Source organism: Methylobacterium sp. NFXW15 (assembly GCF_049887755.1).
Lineage (GTDB): Bacteria > Pseudomonadota > Alphaproteobacteria > Rhizobiales > Beijerinckiaceae > Methylobacterium.
Genome location: NZ_JAGEKG010000015.1, coordinates 1 through 16,582, shown reverse-complemented (window position 1 = coordinate 16,582; position 16,582 = coordinate 1). Strand labels below are relative to the sequence as shown.

The 16,582-nt window shown below is 67.2% G+C and carries 17 protein-coding genes, 1 other RNA gene and 1 pseudogene; 10 read left to right on the top strand and 9 right to left on the bottom strand.

Features of this window, described 5'->3' with window-relative positions; translation table 11 throughout:
- The first annotated feature begins 165 nt into the window (after positions 1-165).
- On the top strand, positions 166-915 hold the full coding sequence (locus J4O73_RS22470; RefSeq protein WP_426221027.1) for a Crp/Fnr family transcriptional regulator: 750 nt from the start codon (positions 166-168) through the stop codon (positions 913-915).
- 3 nt (positions 916-918) lie between these two features.
- Here the strand turns inward: J4O73_RS22470 and J4O73_RS22465 are convergent, their stop codons facing one another.
- Positions 919-1,791 carry an SDR family oxidoreductase gene (locus J4O73_RS22465; protein WP_426221025.1) on the bottom strand — a complete coding sequence of 291 codons (873 nt, stop codon included), beginning with the start codon at positions 1,789-1,791 and terminating at the stop codon, positions 919-921.
- Positions 1,792-1,848: 57 nt separating this feature from the next.
- On the opposite strand from J4O73_RS22465, the gene J4O73_RS22460 reads away from it, so the two are divergent.
- Positions 1,849-2,838, top strand: a complete 990-nt coding sequence (locus J4O73_RS22460) for a sugar kinase (RefSeq protein WP_426221023.1) — start codon at positions 1,849-1,851, stop codon at positions 2,836-2,838.
- 22 nt (positions 2,839-2,860) lie between these two features.
- Here J4O73_RS22460 and mepA read toward each other — a convergent pair whose 3' ends face one another.
- The 5 genes from mepA to fumC form a co-directional block, all read right to left on the bottom strand.
- Positions 2,861-3,781 carry a penicillin-insensitive murein endopeptidase gene (mepA, locus tag J4O73_RS22455; protein WP_426221021.1) on the bottom strand — a complete coding sequence of 307 codons (921 nt, stop codon included), beginning with the start codon at positions 3,779-3,781 and terminating at the stop codon, positions 2,861-2,863.
- A 94-nt stretch (positions 3,782-3,875) separates the two neighbouring features.
- Positions 3,876-4,493, bottom strand: a complete 618-nt coding sequence (locus J4O73_RS22450; protein WP_426221019.1) for a ParB-like protein — start codon at positions 4,491-4,493, stop codon at positions 3,876-3,878.
- Positions 4,494-4,579: 86 nt separating this feature from the next.
- Positions 4,580-4,807: a ribbon-helix-helix domain-containing protein gene (locus J4O73_RS22445; protein ID WP_426221018.1), complete on the bottom strand. Its 228-nt coding sequence runs from the start codon at positions 4,805-4,807 to the stop codon at positions 4,580-4,582.
- Positions 4,808-4,816: 9 nt separating this feature from the next.
- Positions 4,817-5,014: a DUF4169 family protein gene (locus J4O73_RS22440; protein WP_426221016.1), complete on the bottom strand. Its 198-nt coding sequence runs from the start codon at positions 5,012-5,014 to the stop codon at positions 4,817-4,819.
- A 69-nt stretch (positions 5,015-5,083) separates the two neighbouring features.
- Entirely contained in the window at positions 5,084-6,493 is a 1,410-nt protein-coding gene (gene fumC / locus J4O73_RS22435; protein ID WP_426221014.1) for a class II fumarate hydratase, read from the bottom strand.
- Between the two features lie 155 nt (positions 6,494-6,648).
- On the opposite strand from fumC, the gene J4O73_RS22430 reads away from it, so the two are divergent.
- Positions 6,649-8,046, top strand: a complete 1,398-nt coding sequence (locus tag J4O73_RS22430) for a cytochrome P450 (protein ID WP_426221139.1) — start codon at positions 6,649-6,651, stop codon at positions 8,044-8,046.
- 113 nt (positions 8,047-8,159) lie between these two features.
- On the opposite strand, the gene J4O73_RS22425 is transcribed toward J4O73_RS22430, so the two are convergent.
- Both J4O73_RS22425 and ssrA read right to left on the bottom strand, forming a co-directional pair.
- A complete protein-coding gene (locus J4O73_RS22425) occupies positions 8,160-8,783 on the bottom strand; it encodes an SspB family protein (RefSeq protein WP_426221012.1) in 624 nt (207 codons plus the stop codon).
- A gap of 58 nt (positions 8,784-8,841) precedes the next feature.
- Positions 8,842-9,224, bottom strand: a transfer-messenger RNA (tmRNA) gene (gene ssrA / locus J4O73_RS22420).
- On the opposite strand from ssrA, the gene J4O73_RS22415 reads away from it, so the two are divergent.
- The 7 genes from J4O73_RS22415 (at position 9,216) to J4O73_RS22385 (ending at position 16,439) form a co-directional block, all read left to right on the top strand.
- On the top strand, positions 9,216-10,058 hold the full coding sequence (locus tag J4O73_RS22415) for a CPBP family intramembrane glutamic endopeptidase (protein ID WP_426221010.1): 843 nt from the start codon (positions 9,216-9,218) through the stop codon (positions 10,056-10,058). The two genes, ssrA and J4O73_RS22415, sit on opposite strands and share 9 nt — an antisense overlap.
- A gap of 61 nt (positions 10,059-10,119) precedes the next feature.
- Positions 10,120-10,914, top strand: coding sequence for a thymidylate synthase (locus J4O73_RS22410; RefSeq protein ID WP_426221008.1), 795 nt, complete (start codon positions 10,120-10,122; stop codon positions 10,912-10,914).
- A gap of 1 nt (position 10,915) precedes the next feature.
- Complete coding sequence (locus J4O73_RS22405; protein ID WP_426221006.1) at positions 10,916-11,407, top strand: dihydrofolate reductase; 492 nt, start codon at positions 10,916-10,918, stop codon at positions 11,405-11,407.
- Positions 11,408-11,645: 238 nt separating this feature from the next.
- A complete protein-coding gene (gene hflK, locus J4O73_RS22400) occupies positions 11,646-12,833 on the top strand; it encodes an FtsH protease activity modulator HflK (RefSeq protein ID WP_426221004.1) in 1,188 nt (395 codons plus the stop codon).
- Positions 12,830-13,792 (top strand): protease modulator HflC, encoded by a 963-nt coding sequence (gene hflC / locus J4O73_RS22395; RefSeq protein WP_426221003.1) that lies wholly within the window; start codon positions 12,830-12,832, stop codon positions 13,790-13,792. The genes hflK and hflC overlap by 4 nt, the downstream gene beginning before the upstream one ends.
- A gap of 119 nt (positions 13,793-13,911) precedes the next feature.
- Entirely contained in the window at positions 13,912-15,429 is a 1,518-nt protein-coding gene (locus tag J4O73_RS22390; RefSeq protein WP_426221001.1) for a DegQ family serine endoprotease, read from the top strand.
- A 335-nt stretch (positions 15,430-15,764) separates the two neighbouring features.
- Positions 15,765-16,439: a hypothetical protein gene (locus J4O73_RS22385; RefSeq protein ID WP_426221000.1), complete on the top strand. Its 675-nt coding sequence runs from the start codon at positions 15,765-15,767 to the stop codon at positions 16,437-16,439.
- Between the two features lie 12 nt (positions 16,440-16,451).
- On the opposite strand, the pseudogene J4O73_RS22380 reads toward J4O73_RS22385, so the two are convergent.
- Positions 16,452-16,582: pseudogene (locus J4O73_RS22380) on the bottom strand (IS630 family transposase); the annotation flags it as partial.

Here is a 16,582-nt window from a genome sequence, read left to right as displayed (position 1 = left end):
CGGCCGGATGCCCCACAGGACGGGACCTCCCGCCGGCGTCAGGCCCTGTCCCAGCAAAAACAGGCGCAAGCCGTACCGGTTACGAACCAATCATAACTTGTGTGGTGGTCCGCCGTTCACCCCAAGCTAGGCCGACTGTTGTATCTCCAACAGTCCGCGGCCCGAATGGAAACCCCTCTGTCGCGAAAGTTGCGAAACTACGTCCCACTTGGACCTGTCGAGCGGGAGATGCTCGCCGAGGCGTTGGAGCCGGCCCGTATGGTCGAGTCCAGAGCCGATATTGTCGAGGAAGGCGAGGATCCACGTGCGGTCAACGTCATACAGAGCGGCTGGGCTTGCCGTTACCGGCAGTTCGAGGACGGGCGCCGCCAGATCATCTCACTTTTGCTGCCGGGGGATTGCTGCGACCCGCACATTGTCTTGCTCGACCGGCGTGACCACGCGATCGGCGCGTTGACCCCGGTCACGATTGCTCGGATCAGCGGTACCGCCATGGTCGAGATGATGAGCCGCAGTGCGGCCCTCGACCTCGCCTTTCACCGTGAGGCGTTGGCTGCCTCCGCGATCCAGCGGGAGTGGACCGTCAGTCTCGGCCGCCGCTCCGGGGTCGAGCGGTTGGCGCATCTGTTCTGCGAACTGCATGTGCGGCTGTCAGCCGTCGGCCTCGCAGATGGTACGAGCTGCCCGATGCCGCTCACTCAGCCCGATCTGGCCGATGCCCTCGGCCAGACCACGGTGCACATCAATCGCACGCTTCAGGATGTCCGGGCGGCGCGGCTGCTCACCTTGAAGAGCCGACGCCTCACCCTGCTCGATCCCGACGGCTTGCGTCGGCTCGCCAAGTTCGACCCGTCCTACCTGCATCTCCAGGCCTCGCGGGTCGCGCCCCGAGGCCTGGAAGCTCCCGGAATCTGAGGGTCAGAGAACCGGCATCGCGCCCGCCACCGTCACCAGGGCGCCGGAGGTGTAGCTGCTCTCCTCCGAGGCGAGCATGACGTAGGCCGAGGCGAGTTCCGCCGGCTGGCCGGGGCGGCCGAAGGGAACCTGGCTGCCGAAGGTCTTCACCGCATCCTCGCTCATCCCGCTCGGGATGAAGGGCGTCCAGATCGGGCCGGGTAGGACGCCGTTGACCCGGATTCCCTTCTCCGCGAGCAATTGCGCAAGGCTCAGCACCATGTTGCTCAACGCCCCCTTGGTGGCGCTGTAGGCCATGAGCGTCGGCATCGGGTGCTTGGAGTTCACCGAGGAGGTGAAGATCACCGAGCTGCCGGGCTGAAGGTGCGCGAGGGCCGCCTTCGTGACGTAGAACGAACCGAAGACGTTCGTGCGGAAATGGTCCTCGAAGATGTGATCCTCGATCTCTCCCAGGCTTTTACCAGGCTGCTGGAACGCGCCGTTGTTCACGACGATGTCGAGACGCCCGAAGGTCTCGGCGGTCTTCGTCACGATCTCCTTGGCGTAGGACGATTGCTTGAGATCGCCCGGCAGGAGGAGCGCGCGGCGGCCCGCCTTCTCGATCCACTGCCCCACTGCCTCGGCATCGGCCTGCTCCTCGGGCAGGTAGGAGATGGCGACATCCGCGCCTTCGCGGGCATAGGCGATGGCGACCGCCCGCCCGATGCCGGAATCGCCGCCGGTGATCAGCGCCGCCTTGCCGGTGAGCTTGCCGGACCCCTTGTAGCTCTCCTCGCCGTGATCGGGCTCGGGGCTCATCTTTCCGGTCTTGCCGGGAAAGCTCTGCGGCTGGCCTTCGAAGGGCGGGCGGGGATACTTGTGCAGCGGATCGGTCATGGAAATTCCTTGTGCGGGCATAATGCGTCGCTCGGCCCGCCAACCGGACCCGGAACGATGACGTTCCCCACGAGCGCCGGTCCCGTGGCGATGAGACGCGAGAAGGAGGCTCAGCCCGCGATGCCCGCCGATCTGATGGGACGCCGCGTCGCCTGTTTCGGCGAATGCATGCTCGAACTGCGCACGCGGCCCGACGGGCTCCTGTCGCGCGGCTATGGCGGCGACACGCTGAACACGGCGGTCTACCTTGCCCGGCTCGGGGTCGCCGTGGAGTACGTCACCGCGCTCGGCGACGACGATTTCAGCACGGAGATGCTGCGCGCCTGGGAGGAGGAGGGCGTCGGAACCGCCTATGTCCGCCGCATCCCCGGGTGCCTGCCCGGCCTGTATGTCATCGAGACCGACCCGCAGGGCGAGCGGCGCTTCCTCTACTGGCGTGACGCCGCGCCCGTGCGGCGCCTGTTCGACCCCGACCATGGCCGAGGAACGGAGGCGGCGCTCGCGGGCGCCGGTCTCGTCTACCTGTCGGGGATCAGCCTGTCCCTCTTCGCCGGGGCCGCGCGGGAGGCCCTGTTCGCGGCGCTGGAACAGGCTCGCGCAAGCGGGGCGGTGATCGCCTTCGACACCAATTTCCGCCCGCGGGGATGGCCCGATCTAACGGAGGCGCGGAACGCCTACGGGCGGATGCTCACGCTGGCCCAGGTCGTGCTCGCGGGGTGCGGGGATGTGGACGCCCTCACGGGTCGTGGCACGCCGCAGGAGGTGCTGGCATGGCTCGATGATGCGGGCGTCCCGGAAGCCGTGGTGAAGCTCGCCGAGCCCGGTTGTCTCGTGCGCGGCGACGGGCCGCCCCAGGCGGTGCCGGTGCCGGGCAAGGTCTCGCCCGTCGACACGACCGCCGCCGGAGACAGCTTCGCGGCCGGCTATCTCGCCGCCCGACTCCGGGGCGAAGCGCCCATCGCTGCGGCGCTTGCGGGCCACCGGCTCGCGGCGGTGGTGATCACTCACCCCGGAGCGATCATCCCGCGTGAGGCGATGTCGGGCTGAGGTGCCTGACCTCGCACAGGCTCTACGGCTCCTTGAGCACCATTCGGCAGGCGGCGGGGAGGGCAGCCATGGTCATCGGCGGCTTTGGCTTCGGCTTCACTTTCGGCGGCTTGGGGTGGAGCACAGCGTCGGAGAACCAGTAAGCGAGGTCCTCGCAGCCGTCGCCGGTGGGCGGCGGATCCTGGGACTGGCACTCGCCCTGACCGGCGGGGCAGCTCAAGCGGATATGGTAGTGATAATTGTGCCCGTACATCGGGCGCACCTTCGACAGCCACCGCCCGCCGCCGGATTCCCGGCACAGCGCCTTCTTGATCGCCGCGTTGACGAAGATGCGCTCCACCTCCGGCTGCTCGGCCGTGAGCTTGATCAGGCGCAGATGGTTCGGCGTCCAGACATCGGGGTCGATGTCGAGCCGGTCGCGACGCACCATGTCGGTGGCGGAGGTTTCCTCGCGCTCGGCCCGGCTCATCCGGTGGTCGGGCATCGGCGTCAGCCAGATATCCGCATCGATGCCGATCTGGTGGGAGGCGTGGCCCGTGAGCATCGGGCCACCGCGCGGCTGGGACATGTCGCCGACGAGCAGCCCCGGCCAGCCGACCCGGAGGGCCTTGTCCGAGAGCCGCTCCAGGAAGTTCACGAGCGTGGGCGTGCCGTAGAACCGGTTCCGCGATGGGCGCATCACCTGCCAATGCTCCCCGTCGAGGGGCAGGGCCTCGCCACCGGAGAAGCAACCCTTGGCGTAAAATCCGTGGATCCGCGCCGGCCCCGAACTCGGCTGCAGGACGCGGCCGAACAGCGCCTTGGCCGGGGTCGAGGGATCGTCCGGGTTGGCCAGCGGCGGCAAGGGCTTCGGGTTCACGCTCCCCCTGTCCTGGGCACGCGCCGCTCCGGTCAGGGCCAGGGCGGCGAGGGTCGTGAGGCAGACGAGGCGCGGGAGCGTCATACGGCAGTCCGGAAGGGCGAGGAGGGGGAGCCTCGCGGGCCAGCACGGCGATTTTCGGGCACGGTGTAACAACGTTGCCGAAAAACGCTGCCAGTCAGCCCTTGGAGGGGCCGCACCATCCGGGAAGATGACCCGCATCGCCGGACTTGGCGAGGGACAAAGCCTTTTCCAACGCGGCCGAGAAGTCGTCCTCGACGCGCTTCTCCTTGATGTTCCTGCGCAGAAAATCCGCCCACAGGAACTCGCTGAACGGCGTCGTGTCCTTGGCGAAGCCGCCTGCGCGGCGCAACTCGCCCGCAAGGCTGCGGAACGGGTCGTCCTTCAGTGAGTCCATGGATTTCGGGATGTCATGGAAGTCCCGTCGTACGCCGGTCTCGTCGTAGGGATGAACCCAGGACTTGTGATCGCACACGGTCCAGAACTCATCCTTGGCGAGGTGGTGTAGGTCGGAGACCACCGTCACCAGCACCTCCTCGACGCCCTCCTCGTAGAGGGCGCGGGACAGGTGATGGTGATCGATCACGTAATGGCGCTTCTTTGGCCCCAGCAGGGTCGGGACCATGTGCGCGCCGAGGAAGACCCGCTTCTTCTCCGCATTGTAGCTCTGCCAGCGCCGCCGCTTCTCCGCGACCTCCCGGTAGCCCACCGTCATCTGCGTTGGACGCAGGTCGGCGATCTTCACGGGTTTCAGGAGCGGTTCGCGGTTGGCCATGGGCTGTGCTCGTGGGCGTGCGTCGAATGGGCGCGATGTAGGTCATGCGACCCTCACGCGTCACCGCCCAGGCGGTTCTCATCCCTTCACGATTTGCCGAGCGACCCCTTCCGGGCGGCATCCAGCACATGGACGCGGATCGCGGAGGACAGGTTCTGCTCCCCCCGTCCCGCATCGATGGCGCCGACGAGCGCCTGCACCGAGCGGCCTTCGCCGACCGCGAGGGCCGTCAGGGCCTGCCAGAACGCATCTTCCAGCGAGACGCTCGTGCGGTGGCCCGCAATCATCACCGACCGCTTGACGATGCCGGACAAGGCGAGCGCCTATTCCTTGTCGTCGCCGTCTTGCCCTTCGAGGCGGTGGCCCTCGTGGCGTGTCTCTTCCAACACCTTCCGCTTCTGCTGGAGGGTCTTCGCCTTCTTCGGCTGGCCGAAGGCGACGCGGTTGGCGTCGGCCTGAGCATCCGCCTCGGCGCGGGCGCGAGCCTTGCGGACCTGACGAAGGTTGATGACCTCACCCATCGCGCGAATCCTCCAAAGGGCGGTTCCATCGGGCGGCCGACGCGGGCACCGCGTCGGCCGATCTTGATCTTACTCGGCGCTCGGCGCCAGCATGGTCTCCGGCCGCACGACGCGCTCGAACTCCTCCTCGGTCACGTAGCCGAGGCGCAGAGCCTCTTCCTTGAGGGTCGTGCCGTTCTTGTGAGCCGTCTTCGCGATGGTCGCGGCCTTGTCGTAGCCGATGGAGGGCGCCAGCGCCGTCACCAGCATCAGCGAGCGGCTCATGAGGTCGGCGATCTTGTCCTCGTTGGCCTTGATGCCGACGACGCAATTGTCGGTGAAGCTCACCGCCGCATCCGCCAGCAGGCGGATCGATTGCAGCACCGCGTTGGCGATGACCGGCTTGAACACGTTGAGCTCGAAATTGCCCTGGGAGCCGGCGAAGCTCACCGTCGTGCCGTTGCCGATCACCTGGGCGCAGACCATCGTCAGCGCCTCGCACTGGGTCGGGTTGACCTTGCCCGGCATGATCGAGGAGCCCGGCTCGTTCTCCGGCAGGGAGAGTTCGCCGAGGCCCGAGCGCGGGCCCGAGCCGAGCAGGCGGATATCCTGCGCGATCTTGAACAGGCCGGCGGCCAGCGCCGAGAGCGCGCCCTGTGTGAAGACCAGGGCGTCGTGGGTCGCCAGGGCCTCGAACTTGTTCTGAGCCGAGGTGAAGGGCAGGCCGGTCAGTTCAGCGACCTTCGCCGCGAAGCGGTCGGCGAATTCGGGATGGGCGTTGAGCCCGGTGCCGACCGCCGTGCCGCCCTGGGCCAGCGCCAGCACGCCCGGCAGGGTCGCGGCGACGCGGGCGCCGCCGAGCGCGACCTGCGCCGCGTAGCCGGAGAATTCCTGGCCGAGGGAGACCGGCGTCGCGTCCTGCAAGTGCGTGCGGCCGATCTTCACGATGCTCTCGAACGCCTTCGCCTTGGCATCGAGCGCCGAGTGCAGGTGCGTCAGGGCGGGCATCAGGCGGCCCTCGATCTCCCGCGCTACGGCGATGTGCATCGCGGTGGGGAAGGTGTCGTTCGAGGATTGGCCGCGGTTGCAATGGTCGTTCGGGTGAATCGGGCTCTTGCCGCCGCGCTGGCCGCCGAGCGACTCGTTGGCGAGGCTCGCGATCACCTCGTTGGCATTCATGTTGGACTGTGTGCCCGAGCCGGTCTGCCAGACCACCAGCGGGAACTCGTCGTCATATTCGCCTTTCACCACGGTGGAGGCGGCGGCGGCGATGGCATCGGCAAGCTTCGGCTCAAGGACGCCGAGATCCTTGTTCACCAGGGCGGCGGCCTGCTTCACGAGGCCAAGCGCGTGGACCAGCGGCGCGGGCATATGCTCGGTGCCGATCTTGAAGTTCTGGATCGAGCGCTGGGTTTGGGCACCCCAGTAGCGATGGGCCGGAACCTCGATCGGGCCGAAGGTGTCGGACTCGGTGCGGGTCGCGGTTTCGGTGGGCGACATCGTGGCCTCTACGTTGGGTGCGGTGCGGTGCTTACTTAACGGAGGCTTGAGGCAAGCGCGATGCCGTGAGGTCGGGGCCGCCCGACATCCACGCCGCTCTGTCCACGGCAATCGGATGCGCGGCGACGGCCGCGACCAGCCTGGGAGCGACGAGCCTGACCGCCAACCTTTCTGATTTCGCCCGGATCTCCACGGCCGCGAGGTTCCGCCCGCCGGTCCCGCCGCCGCTGACTCAGCCGCTCGGCCTGCTGGATTTCCTCAAGGCCGCCCGGCGCAACCCGATCACGACCTGGGCCGACGCCCATTTTCGCCTGCCGGTCGTTGCAGCCGAGGGCGTGATGGGGCGGATCACCGTGGTGAGCGAACCCTCGCTGATCCGGCAGGTGCTGATCGACAACGCCGAGGCCTACCGCAAGGACGACCTCCAGCGCCGCGTGCTCGCTCCTGGCCTCGGCGAAGGGCTTCTCAGCGCCGAGGGCGACGAGTGGCGGCTTCAGCGCCGGACGCTGGCACCGATCTTCTCGGTCCGCACCGTGCGCAGCTTTGAGGCGGCGATGAACGCCTCCGGCGCCCGGCTCGCCAAGCGCCTGCGTCGCCGCAACGGAATGCGCGTCGATGTCGCTCTGGAGATGACCCGCGCCACCCTCGACGTTCTGGAGCGGACGATCTTCACGCAAGGGCTGCCGGGCGATCCCGACGCCCTCGGCCGCGCCATCACCCGGTTCCTCGAAGCGGTCGGCCCCATCGACCCCCTCGACGTGTTCGGGGTGCCGGACTTCGTGCCCCGCATCGGGCGGCTCCGGGCGCGTCCCGCCGGGCGCTTCTTCGCGGAGGTGGTGGACGAGCTGATCACCCGCCGACGGGCGCTGATGGAAAAGGCGGAGGCGCCGCAGGATCTTCTGACGCTGCTCCTCGCAGCGCAGGATCCCGAGACCGGCGACGGGCTCTCGGACCTCTCGGTGCGGGCCAACATCGTCACCTTCATCGCCGCCGGGCATGAGACCACGGCCAACGCACTCACATGGGCGCTGTATTGTCTCTCACAGGACGAGACGGCGCAGGAGCGGATCGAGGCCGAGGTCGATGCGACGGGGGAGGGGGACGTCACCCTCGACGCGCTGCCCTTCACCCGCGCCGTGGTGGAAGAGGGCATGCGCCTGTTTCCGCCCGTGCCGTTCCTGAGCCGACAGGCCACCCGCGCGGATCGTTTCGGCCGGATCAAGGTTCCGAGCGGCTCGCTGGTGCTGATCGCCCCCTGGGTGTTGCACCGGCACCACCTGCTCTGGGACGAGCCCGATGCGTTCATGCCGGAGCGTTTCCTCCCTGAGAATCGCGATGCCATCGCCCGCTTCACCTACCTGCCGTTCGGCGCGGGGCAACGGGTCTGCATCGGCCAGAGCTTCTCGGTGCAAGAGGCGACGATTCTCCTCGCCCACGTCATTCGCGCCGTCCGCTTTCGCCTGCCGGGGGATCATCCACCGGTCACGCCCCTGCACAGGGTCACGCTCCGGCCGGAGCACGGGTTGAGGATGGATGCGACGGTGAGGGCTTAAAACTTCGACGTCATTGCGAGCGAAGCCGAAGCAATCCAGGGCAGCGATCACGTTCTGAAACGGCCCGCTACCCTGAATCGCTTCGCTATGCTCGCACTGACGATGTGCCGTTGTCAGCTCTTCTTACGGAACGCGTCCAGGCTGACGACCTCGGCGGTACCCTCCTCGCCGTCCTTCTTGGCGGCAGGCCGGGCGGCCTTGTCGTCGGTCTTGCCGCCTTGGGCGGCCGGGGCCGGGAGGACTGTGGGAACGCCGCTCGCGCCAATCGTCGCAAGGCCGGTGCCGGTCTTCGGCTTCACCTCACCGGGCTCGGAGCCCGCGCCACGCGGCCCCGCCTTGGCGGCCGGAGCCTCGGGCTCCGCCGGAACGTCGTTCCCCGCCTCGCCGAGATCGAACTTCAGGCCGAACTGCACGGACGGGTCGAAGAAGCCGGACAACGCGTCGAACGGCACCAGCAGCCGCTCCGGCACGCCGGAGAAGGACAGGCCGACCTCGAAGGCGTGCTCGGTGACGTTCAGATCCCAGAACTGATGCTGCAGGACGATGGTCATGTCCTGCGGGTACTTCTCGCGCAGCGCCTGGGAGATGCGCACGCCCGGCGCCTCCGTGCGGAACGAGACATAAAAATGGTGCTCGCCCATCAAGCCATTCTGTGAGGCGTCGATGAGCACCTTGCGGACGACGCCGCGGAGGGCGTCCTGAACCAGCAGGTCGTAGCGAATCAGGTCGTCTGCCATTCTCGTTCGCTTTGCCCGACCCGTCCGCTGCCCCGGCCGGAAGGCCGTGGAAATCTGAAGTGGAGGCTTCTGTTGCCAGGTGCCTCCGAACCCCGCCTATGCAGTGCTACCCGCTAGGACTTCAGGTCGATATTGGGGACCGCTTACGCGGCCACCGCCACCGGAGCAAAGTTGTCGTTGGCAACTATTGCAAAGGCCCGATAACGGCGGAACCATGCCGAGCGAAAGCTCAACCTTTACGCCCTCGTCGATCCTATTTCGCCCCCGCCGAAGCCCAGTTGGTTCCGTCCCGGCCTTGCGGCCATCGGTCCTGGGCTTGGGTGGAGGCGCCGGGTACCGCCCCCGGGTCCGATAGGTTTATTTCGAAGAACGTTTATCGCCATAGCCGGCCTCACGACCGGCAAAACGAATATAGAGGGGATCGGCCCGGTTTTGAAGCCCGATCACGCCGCAACCGTGCCGGAGGGGATGGGGGACCCGGCGAATGTGGCTGCCGACCCGCAGTTGCGGGATCGGCCGCCTTCGCGCGGGCTCGCGGACATCGCCTCGGGCCTCGGGCTCATGATCGCCTTCGGCATCCTCAGCCTCGGGGCGGCGAGCCTTCTCGCCCTCGTGATCGTCCGGGTGGGGTTCGACCTCCGGTACGGGATCGATCCGTTCCTGCCGCCCTCCCGGCGGCCCTTCGTCGGCATGGTACAACTGGCGCATCGCGCCTTCGCCGTGGACGTGCTGCGGCAGGTGCTCCTCGCCGCCTTCGTGATCGCCTGGGCGTGGCGTCGCGACCGCGCCGCCTGGCGACGCCGCCTCGCCCTCGACAGGGAGAAGCCCAACGGTGTGCGGCCGGTGGTGCTGCTCAGCGTCCTTCTGCTCTGGCCCATCGTCCACATCGCCTGGGTGATGGGCACCGCCGAATTGATGGGCGGCGGCTTCGGCCGCAACATGCGGCTTTCGCCGTTCATGGACCGGACGGCGGTCATCTCGTGGCTTCTCTACCTCACGATCCTCGCGCCGCTCGCCGAGGAGCTGTTGGTTCGCGGCGAGATGTACCACCTCACGAAGGAGCGGCTCGGGCCGGTCTGGGCCGTCACCGCGACGGCCCTCGTCTTCGCCCTGGCGCACATTTCGTCCTTCGGTCTCGCGAGGCCGATCTCGCTGCTGCCGCTGGCCTTCGCGCTCGGCTTCTTGCGCTGGCGCACCGGCAGGCTCTGGCCGTGCATCGCGCTCCACGGCTGGTCGAACCTCGCCCTCGTCGTCTATCTGCTCTGGCCGCAGTGACGGCGGTGGACAGGCCGAGGTCGGGCTTGCTCCGGGCGCTCCGGCGGCGCAGGCTTTTCCGATGGACGCGTATCACAGCCTACTCCGCCGGATCCTCGACGAGGGGGTCGCCAAGGAGGATCGCACCGGCACGGGGACTCTCTCGGTCTTCGGGCATCAGATGCGGTTCGACCTGTCCCAGGGCTTTCCCCTGGTGACGACGAAGCGTCTCCATCTGAAGTCGATCATCCACGAATTGCTGTGGTTTCTCGCGGGCGACACCAACGTCGCCTACCTGCGCGAGAACGGGGTGACGATCTGGGACGAGTGGGCCGACGAGGCGGGGGAACTCGGGCCGGTCTACGGGCGGCAATGGCGTTCCTGGGCGAAGCCCGATGGCGGAAGCGTCGATCAGATCCGCTGGGTCCTCGATGAGATTGCCCGCAACCAGGACTCTCGCCGCCTCGTGGTCTCGGCCTGGAACCCGGCCGACCTCGACAAGATGGCGCTGGCGCCCTGCCACTGCCTGTTCCAGTTCTATGTCGCGGAGGGGCGGCTGTCCTGCCAACTCTATCAACGCTCGGCCGATGCCTTCCTCGGCGTGCCGTTCAACATCGCGAGCTATGCCCTGCTGACGCACATGGTCGCGCAGGTCTCGGGTCTCGCGCCCGGCGACTTTGTGCACAGCTTCGGCGACGTGCACCTCTATTCGAACCACCTTGCCCAGACGCGCACCCTCCTGGAGCGCGCGCCGCGTCCTCTGCCGCAGCTTCGCCTGAACCCGGCTGTGCGCGACCTCTTCGCCTTCCGTTTCGAGGATATCGCCGTCGAGGGCTATGAGCCGCACCCGGCCATTTCCGCGCCGGTGGCCGTCTGAGATGGCACGTCCCACCATCGCCCTGGTCGTTGCCGTGGCCCGCAACGGCGTGATCGGGCGGGACAACGGCCTCGCGTGGCACCTGTCGAGCGATCTCAAGCGCTTCAAGGCGCTGACCATGGGCACGACCCTGCTCATGGGGCGGCGCACCTGGGATTCCATCGGTCGACCGCTTCCGGGTCGGCGGAGCCTCGTCCTCACCCGCGACCGCAGCTTTCGCGCCGAGGGCGCAGAGACCGTCCACGAGTGGGAGGGCGCCCTGGCCAAAGCGGGGGACCGGCTGATGGTGGTCGGCGGGGCGGAGATCTACGCACTCGCGCTTCCTCACGCGGATCTCATCCATCTCACGGAGGTCGAAGCCGAGCCCGACGGGGATGTGCGCTTTCCCACTTTCGATCGCTCTTCCTACCGCGAGACGTTCCGTGAGGCGCATCCGGCCGGGCCTCGCGACGATTATCCTTACGCATTCGTCGACTTGATGCGTTTGCGCTGAGGCGGCCCGTCGCGGTTGCGCTTCAACCCTTCCGTGCCCACCTGCCAGCCTTGACAGCGAGGGTGGCGGGCCCGCAGGTGCCTGAGGGGTCCGCTTGTCTTCGCGTTTGCGGAAGCGGGCGGTGCTGTCCCCGGGCGATTGGGCGGCACGCGGGATTGATCCGGTGGGTGCGCCCGTTGGCAGGGGGCGCCCCTTTGCGGGCGCAGCGGGTGCGGCAGGTCAGGAGACGACGGCCAGGATGCCTTGGAGCAATCAGAATGGCGGTGGCGGTGGTGGCGGCCCATGGGGTCGCCCCAACGGCAACGGCGGTGGACCTTGGGGTAGCGGAGGAGGAGGCGGCAACCAGCCCCCGAACCTTGAGGAGCTGCTGAGGCGCGGGCAGGATCGGCTCCGGCGGATCATCCCCGGCGGCGGCGGCCCGAGCGGACCGTCGAGCGGGTCTTCGGGCTTCGGCGGCGGACGTGGAGCCCTGGTGCTCGGCGTACTGGTCGTGGCGGGCTGGCTCGCCACCGGCTTCTACAAGGTCGAACCTTATCAGGTCGGCATCGAGACCATCTTCGGCCGCTATGTCGGCTCGACGGGTGAAGGCCTTCGCTACAACTTCCCCTATCCGATCGGCGGCGTCGTGAAGCCGAATGTCGGTCAGGTGAACTCCATTCAGGTCGGCTATCGCACCGGCCCCGGTCAGACGCGCAACCGCGACGTGCCTGACGAGAGCCTGATGCTGACGGGCGACGAGAACATCGTCGATCTGGATTTCGAGGTGCAGTGGCGGGTGAATCCGCTGAAGGCCTCGGACTTCGTGTTCAACATCCAGAACCCCGAGGGTACCATCAAGGCCATCGCCGAGAGCGCGATGCGCGAGGTGGTCGGCCGCCGCAACATCCAGGCGATCCTCACCAACGAGCAGGCCAGCATCTCCCAGGAAGTGAAGGAGATGGTTCAGAAGGCCCTCGATGAGTACGGCGCCGGCGTCCGGATCGAAGTGGTGCAGCTCGTCTCGGTGAACCCGCCGCCGGAAGTGCGTCCCGCCTTCGTGGACGTGAACGCCGCGCAGCAGGATGCCGACACCGCTCAGAACGAGGCCAAGACCTACGCGAGCCGCGAGGTGCCGCAGGCCCGCGGTAAGGCGTCCCAGATCGTCCAGGCCGCCGAGGCCTACAAGACGAAGGCGACCGCCGACGCCACCGGTCAGGCCGCGCGCTTCGATGAGGTCTACGCCTCGTACAAGGTCGCCCCAGCGATCAGCCGCGAGCGGATCTTCCTGGAGACGATGGAGAAGGTGCTCGGCTCCGTGAACAAGGTGATCATCGATCAGAACGGGACGCCCGGCGCCGCAGGCACCGCGGCCGCAGGCGTGCTGCCCGTGCTGCCCCTTTCCGAGTTCGGCGCCCGTGGCTCCGCCCAGACGGGAGCCGCCCGATGAACCAGGCACTCCGTACCGGCCTCATCGTCGTCGCGGCGATCGTGGCCATCGGCCTCTACGCGTCGGTCTTCGTCGTGGGGCAGATGCAGCAGGCTCTCGTCCTGCAATTCGGCCGCGTCCGCGCGGTCCTGAATGCCACCGGGGAAGAGAAGCCGGGGCTCTACTTCAAGGTGCCGTTCGCAGAAACGGTCGTCGTCTTCGACAAGCGCGTGCTGGATCTCGACCTGCCGGTGCAGACGATCCTCACCGCCGACCGGCAGAACCTGGAGGTCGATGCCTTCGCCCGCTACCGGATCCTCGATCCGCTGCGCTTCTACCAGTCGGTGGGTAATATCGGCTTGGCTAACCAGCGCCTGCAGAGCTTCACCAATTCGAGCCTCCGCAGCGTGCTCGCCCGCTCGACCCGCGATGCCATCGTGAAGTCCGAGCGCGGTCAGCTGATGCACAACATCCAGGAGGATGTGAACCGGCAGGCCAAGTCGCTCGGCATCGAGATCGTCGACCTGCGCATGACCCGCGTCGATCTGCCCGCGCAGAACTCGGCGGCCGTCTATCGCCGGATGAAGACCGAGCGTGAGCGCGAGGCGGCCGACATCCGTGCCACGGGCGAGCAGGCGGCGGCCGGTATCCGCGCGCGTGCCGACCGCGAAGTCACGGTCATCCTCGCCGAGGCGACCCAGAAGTCGGAGCAATTGCGCGGCCAGGGCGACGCCGACAAGAACCGCATCCTCGCCGAAGCCTTCGCCAAGGACCGGGACTTCTTCGCGTTCTACCGCTCGATGCAGGCCTACGAGACGGGGCTCAAGGGACCCGACACGCGCCTCGTCATTAGCCCGAACACGGACTTCTTCCGCTTCTTCAGCGATCCGAGGGGCCAGGGTACCTCCCAGCCTGCCGCAGGGCGGCCGGGACAGGACCCGAGCGCGACGACGGGCTCGACGGCCGGCGCGGCACGCTGACCGCCACAGTGGACGGCCCGCCTTCGCGGGCTAGTTTGCACGGTCCATCCGTATGCAAAGCGACGGCCGCCACGGAGTGGCCGTCGCAAGAGGGAAACGCTGTGCCGGAGAGGTCCATCATGAACCCCGTCGAGGTGTCCCGTCCGGGGCCTTTCAGCCGCCTCCGCCCGATGGCGACAGCCATCATGCTCGGCGTCACCGTGCTCGGCACGGCGCTGCCGGTTCCGGCCTTCGCCAAGGGGCCCGCTTCCCTGGCGGACCTGTCCGAGCAGGTCACCGACGCCGTGGTGAACATCTCGGCCTCCACCACCGTGGAGGCGCGCAGCAGCCGCACCATGCCGCAACTGCCGCCGGGCACGCCTTTCGAGGACCTGTTCGAGGAATTCTTCAACAAGCGCGGTGGACGCGGCGGCGGTGGTGGCGGTGACGGCGATCAGGCGCCCCGCGCCCGCAAGTCGAACTCGCTGGGCTCCGGCTTCATCATTGATGCCTCGGGCATCGTGGTAACGAACAACCACGTCATCGGCGACGCCAACGACATCCAAGTCATCTTGCATGACGGTACGAAGCTGAAGGCCGAGATCGTCGGCAAGGATCCGAAGATCGATCTCGCCGTGCTGCGCGTGAAGCCCACGGCCGAGCGCCCGCTCAAGGCCGTGCCCTTCGGCGATTCCGAGAAGATGCGCCCCGGCGACTGGGTGATCGCCATCGGCAATCCGTTCGGCCTCGGCGGCTCGGTCTCGGCCGGTATCGTTTCGGCCCGAGGCCGCAACATCGAGTCCGGTCCCTACGACAATTACATCCAGACCGATGCGGCCATCAACAAGGGCAATTCCGGCGGCCCGCTGTTCAACATGGACGGTGAAGTCATCGGCATCAACACCGCTATCCTGTCGCCAACCGGCGGCTCGGTGGGTATCGGCTTCGCCGTGCCCTCGAACAACGCCAAGACGGTGATCGACCAGCTTCGTGAGTTCGGTGAAGTCCGGCGCGGCTGGCTCGGCGTCCGCATCCAGAACGTGGACGATGCCACCGCCGAGGCGCTCGGCCTGAAGGGCGGAGCACGCGGCGCGCTGGTTGCCGGTGTGGACGAGAAGGGCCCGGCCAAGGCAGCGGGCATCGAAGTCGGCGACGTCATCGTGAAGTTCAACGGCACGCCCGTGAAGGCGTCGAGCGACCTGCCGCGCATCGTGGCCTCGACTCCCGTGGGCCAGAAGGTCGACGTGGCGGTGGTCCGCAAGGGCGATGAGGTGACAAAGGCCGTCACCCTCGGTCGCCTGGAAGACAACGAGAAGCCGCAGCAGGCGAACGTCCGCCAGCCAGACGCGGAAAGCGCCGTGCGTCAGGCACTGGGCCTCAACCTGTCGAGCGTCACAGACGAGCTGCGCAAGCGGTTCAACATCAAGGATGGCCAGAAGGGCGTGGTCGTCACCCGTGTCGATCCGAACTCCAACGCCGCCGACAAGCGCATCCAGCCCGGCGAGTTGATCGTGGAAGTCGGCCAGGAGGCGGTCTCGACCCCCGCCGACGTCACCAAGCGCATCGATGCGCTGAAGAAGGAAGGCCGTAAGTCCGTCCTGCTTCTCGTTGCCGCCGCCAACGGCGATGTCCGCTTCGTGGCCCTCGGCCTGGAGTGATCCGTCAGCCCGCCGGAGCCCATGCTTCGGCGGGCTGATGTAATCAAGGGTTGAGAATTCGGTATTTCTCAACCCAATACTGTATATTCTGCACGGATCTGGATAGACGGCGAGCGGGATGCTAAGCGGGCCGGGAGATCAACTCTCTTGCGCTTCGACCTGGCATGGACCCCGTTCATTATCTGGATGAAACGACGAGCCGTGCGATGTTCGCGCGGCGATCATTCTTATCGAACTCGATCCGAACGCAATGCGATTCGGTCGTTCAATACGGGATCCTGAAGGGTTTCCGGGTCCCGCCGAGCCGCTGGGGCGAGAACATCTCGAGTGCCTATATGCTCGGCACCTATGAGGTGCAGATCTGCGCCGTTCTGGACGCCCTGCGGGCCCCGGGAAAGGTCCTCGTCGATCTGGGCGGTGCCGATGGCGTGTTCGGCGTCGGGCTGGTCGAGGTCGGCGCTTTCGACCGCAGCATCATCTTCGAGATGTTGGAGATGCTGCGGCAATCCCTTGTGGAGTTGGTGCAGGCGCGCGGTTTGACCGATAAGGTCACGGTGCTCGGCGAGGCGAGCCACGATTTCGTTGGCCTCATCGAAGTGCAGGGCGTCGCTCCGCGCGATTGCGTCGTCCTCTGCGACATCGAGGGGGCGGAGTTCGACCTGTTCGATGATGCGACCCTGGCCACGCTTCAGGGCGCCAACATCATCATCGAATTGCACGACTTTTTGCTGACCGATCCGGCGCGCCGCGAGACGGCGATCGCGGATCTGAAGCGCGTTGCCGAACGCTATTTCGAAGTCATCGAGATCAAGGATGGCCTGCGCGACATCCGTGATATCCCGCTCTTACGAAACTTCTCGGATTGGGATTCCTGGCTGCTCTGCGTCGAGGGGCGCCACCGGATGATGTCCTGGCTCTGGCTTCGCCCGAAGGGTAGTCCGGCTCTGTCGCCCGCTGCCATCGACACGCTGGTGATCGATTATCAGCGGCGGATCTTCATCGGCGACTAGAGCGTTTTCGGTTTAGTCTGGCTCATATCCCGCGGCGGCGAAGAAGTTGGCGCATTCGTCTGGCGTGATGGTGTCGATGAGCCGGCCGATGGCCGTCCACAGCCCTTCGACCGTGCGCTCAGCCGCCTTGCGCAGCAGCGCCT

Coding starts and splice junctions, on each gene's coding strand:
- J4O73_RS22405 (WP_426221006.1), top strand. CDS start 10,916: ATGGCACGTCCCACCATCGCCCTGGTCGTTGCCGTGGCCCGCAACGGC.
- hflK (WP_426221004.1), top strand. CDS start 11,646: ATGCCTTGGAGCAATCAGAATGGCGGTGGCGGTGGTGGCGGCCCATGG.
- hflC (WP_426221003.1), top strand. CDS start 12,830: ATGAACCAGGCACTCCGTACCGGCCTCATCGTCGTCGCGGCGATCGTG.
- fumC (WP_426221014.1), bottom strand. CDS start 6,493: ATGTCGCCCACCGAAACCGCGACCCGCACCGAGTCCGACACCTTCGGC.
- J4O73_RS22440 (WP_426221016.1), bottom strand. CDS start 5,014: ATGGGTGAGGTCATCAACCTTCGTCAGGTCCGCAAGGCTCGCGCCCGC.
- J4O73_RS22425 (WP_426221012.1), bottom strand. CDS start 8,783: ATGGCAGACGACCTGATTCGCTACGACCTGCTGGTTCAGGACGCCCTC.
- J4O73_RS22465 (WP_426221025.1), bottom strand. CDS start 1,791: ATGACCGATCCGCTGCACAAGTATCCCCGCCCGCCCTTCGAAGGCCAG.
- J4O73_RS22460 (WP_426221023.1), top strand. CDS start 1,849: ATGACGTTCCCCACGAGCGCCGGTCCCGTGGCGATGAGACGCGAGAAG.
- J4O73_RS22390 (WP_426221001.1), top strand. CDS start 13,912: ATGAACCCCGTCGAGGTGTCCCGTCCGGGGCCTTTCAGCCGCCTCCGC.
- J4O73_RS22470 (WP_426221027.1), top strand. CDS start 166: ATGGAAACCCCTCTGTCGCGAAAGTTGCGAAACTACGTCCCACTTGGA.
- J4O73_RS22385 (WP_426221000.1), top strand. CDS start 15,765: ATGCTCGGCACCTATGAGGTGCAGATCTGCGCCGTTCTGGACGCCCTG.
- mepA (WP_426221021.1), bottom strand. CDS start 3,781: ATGACGCTCCCGCGCCTCGTCTGCCTCACGACCCTCGCCGCCCTGGCC.
- J4O73_RS22410 (WP_426221008.1), top strand. CDS start 10,120: ATGGACGCGTATCACAGCCTACTCCGCCGGATCCTCGACGAGGGGGTC.
- J4O73_RS22450 (WP_426221019.1), bottom strand. CDS start 4,493: ATGGCCAACCGCGAACCGCTCCTGAAACCCGTGAAGATCGCCGACCTG.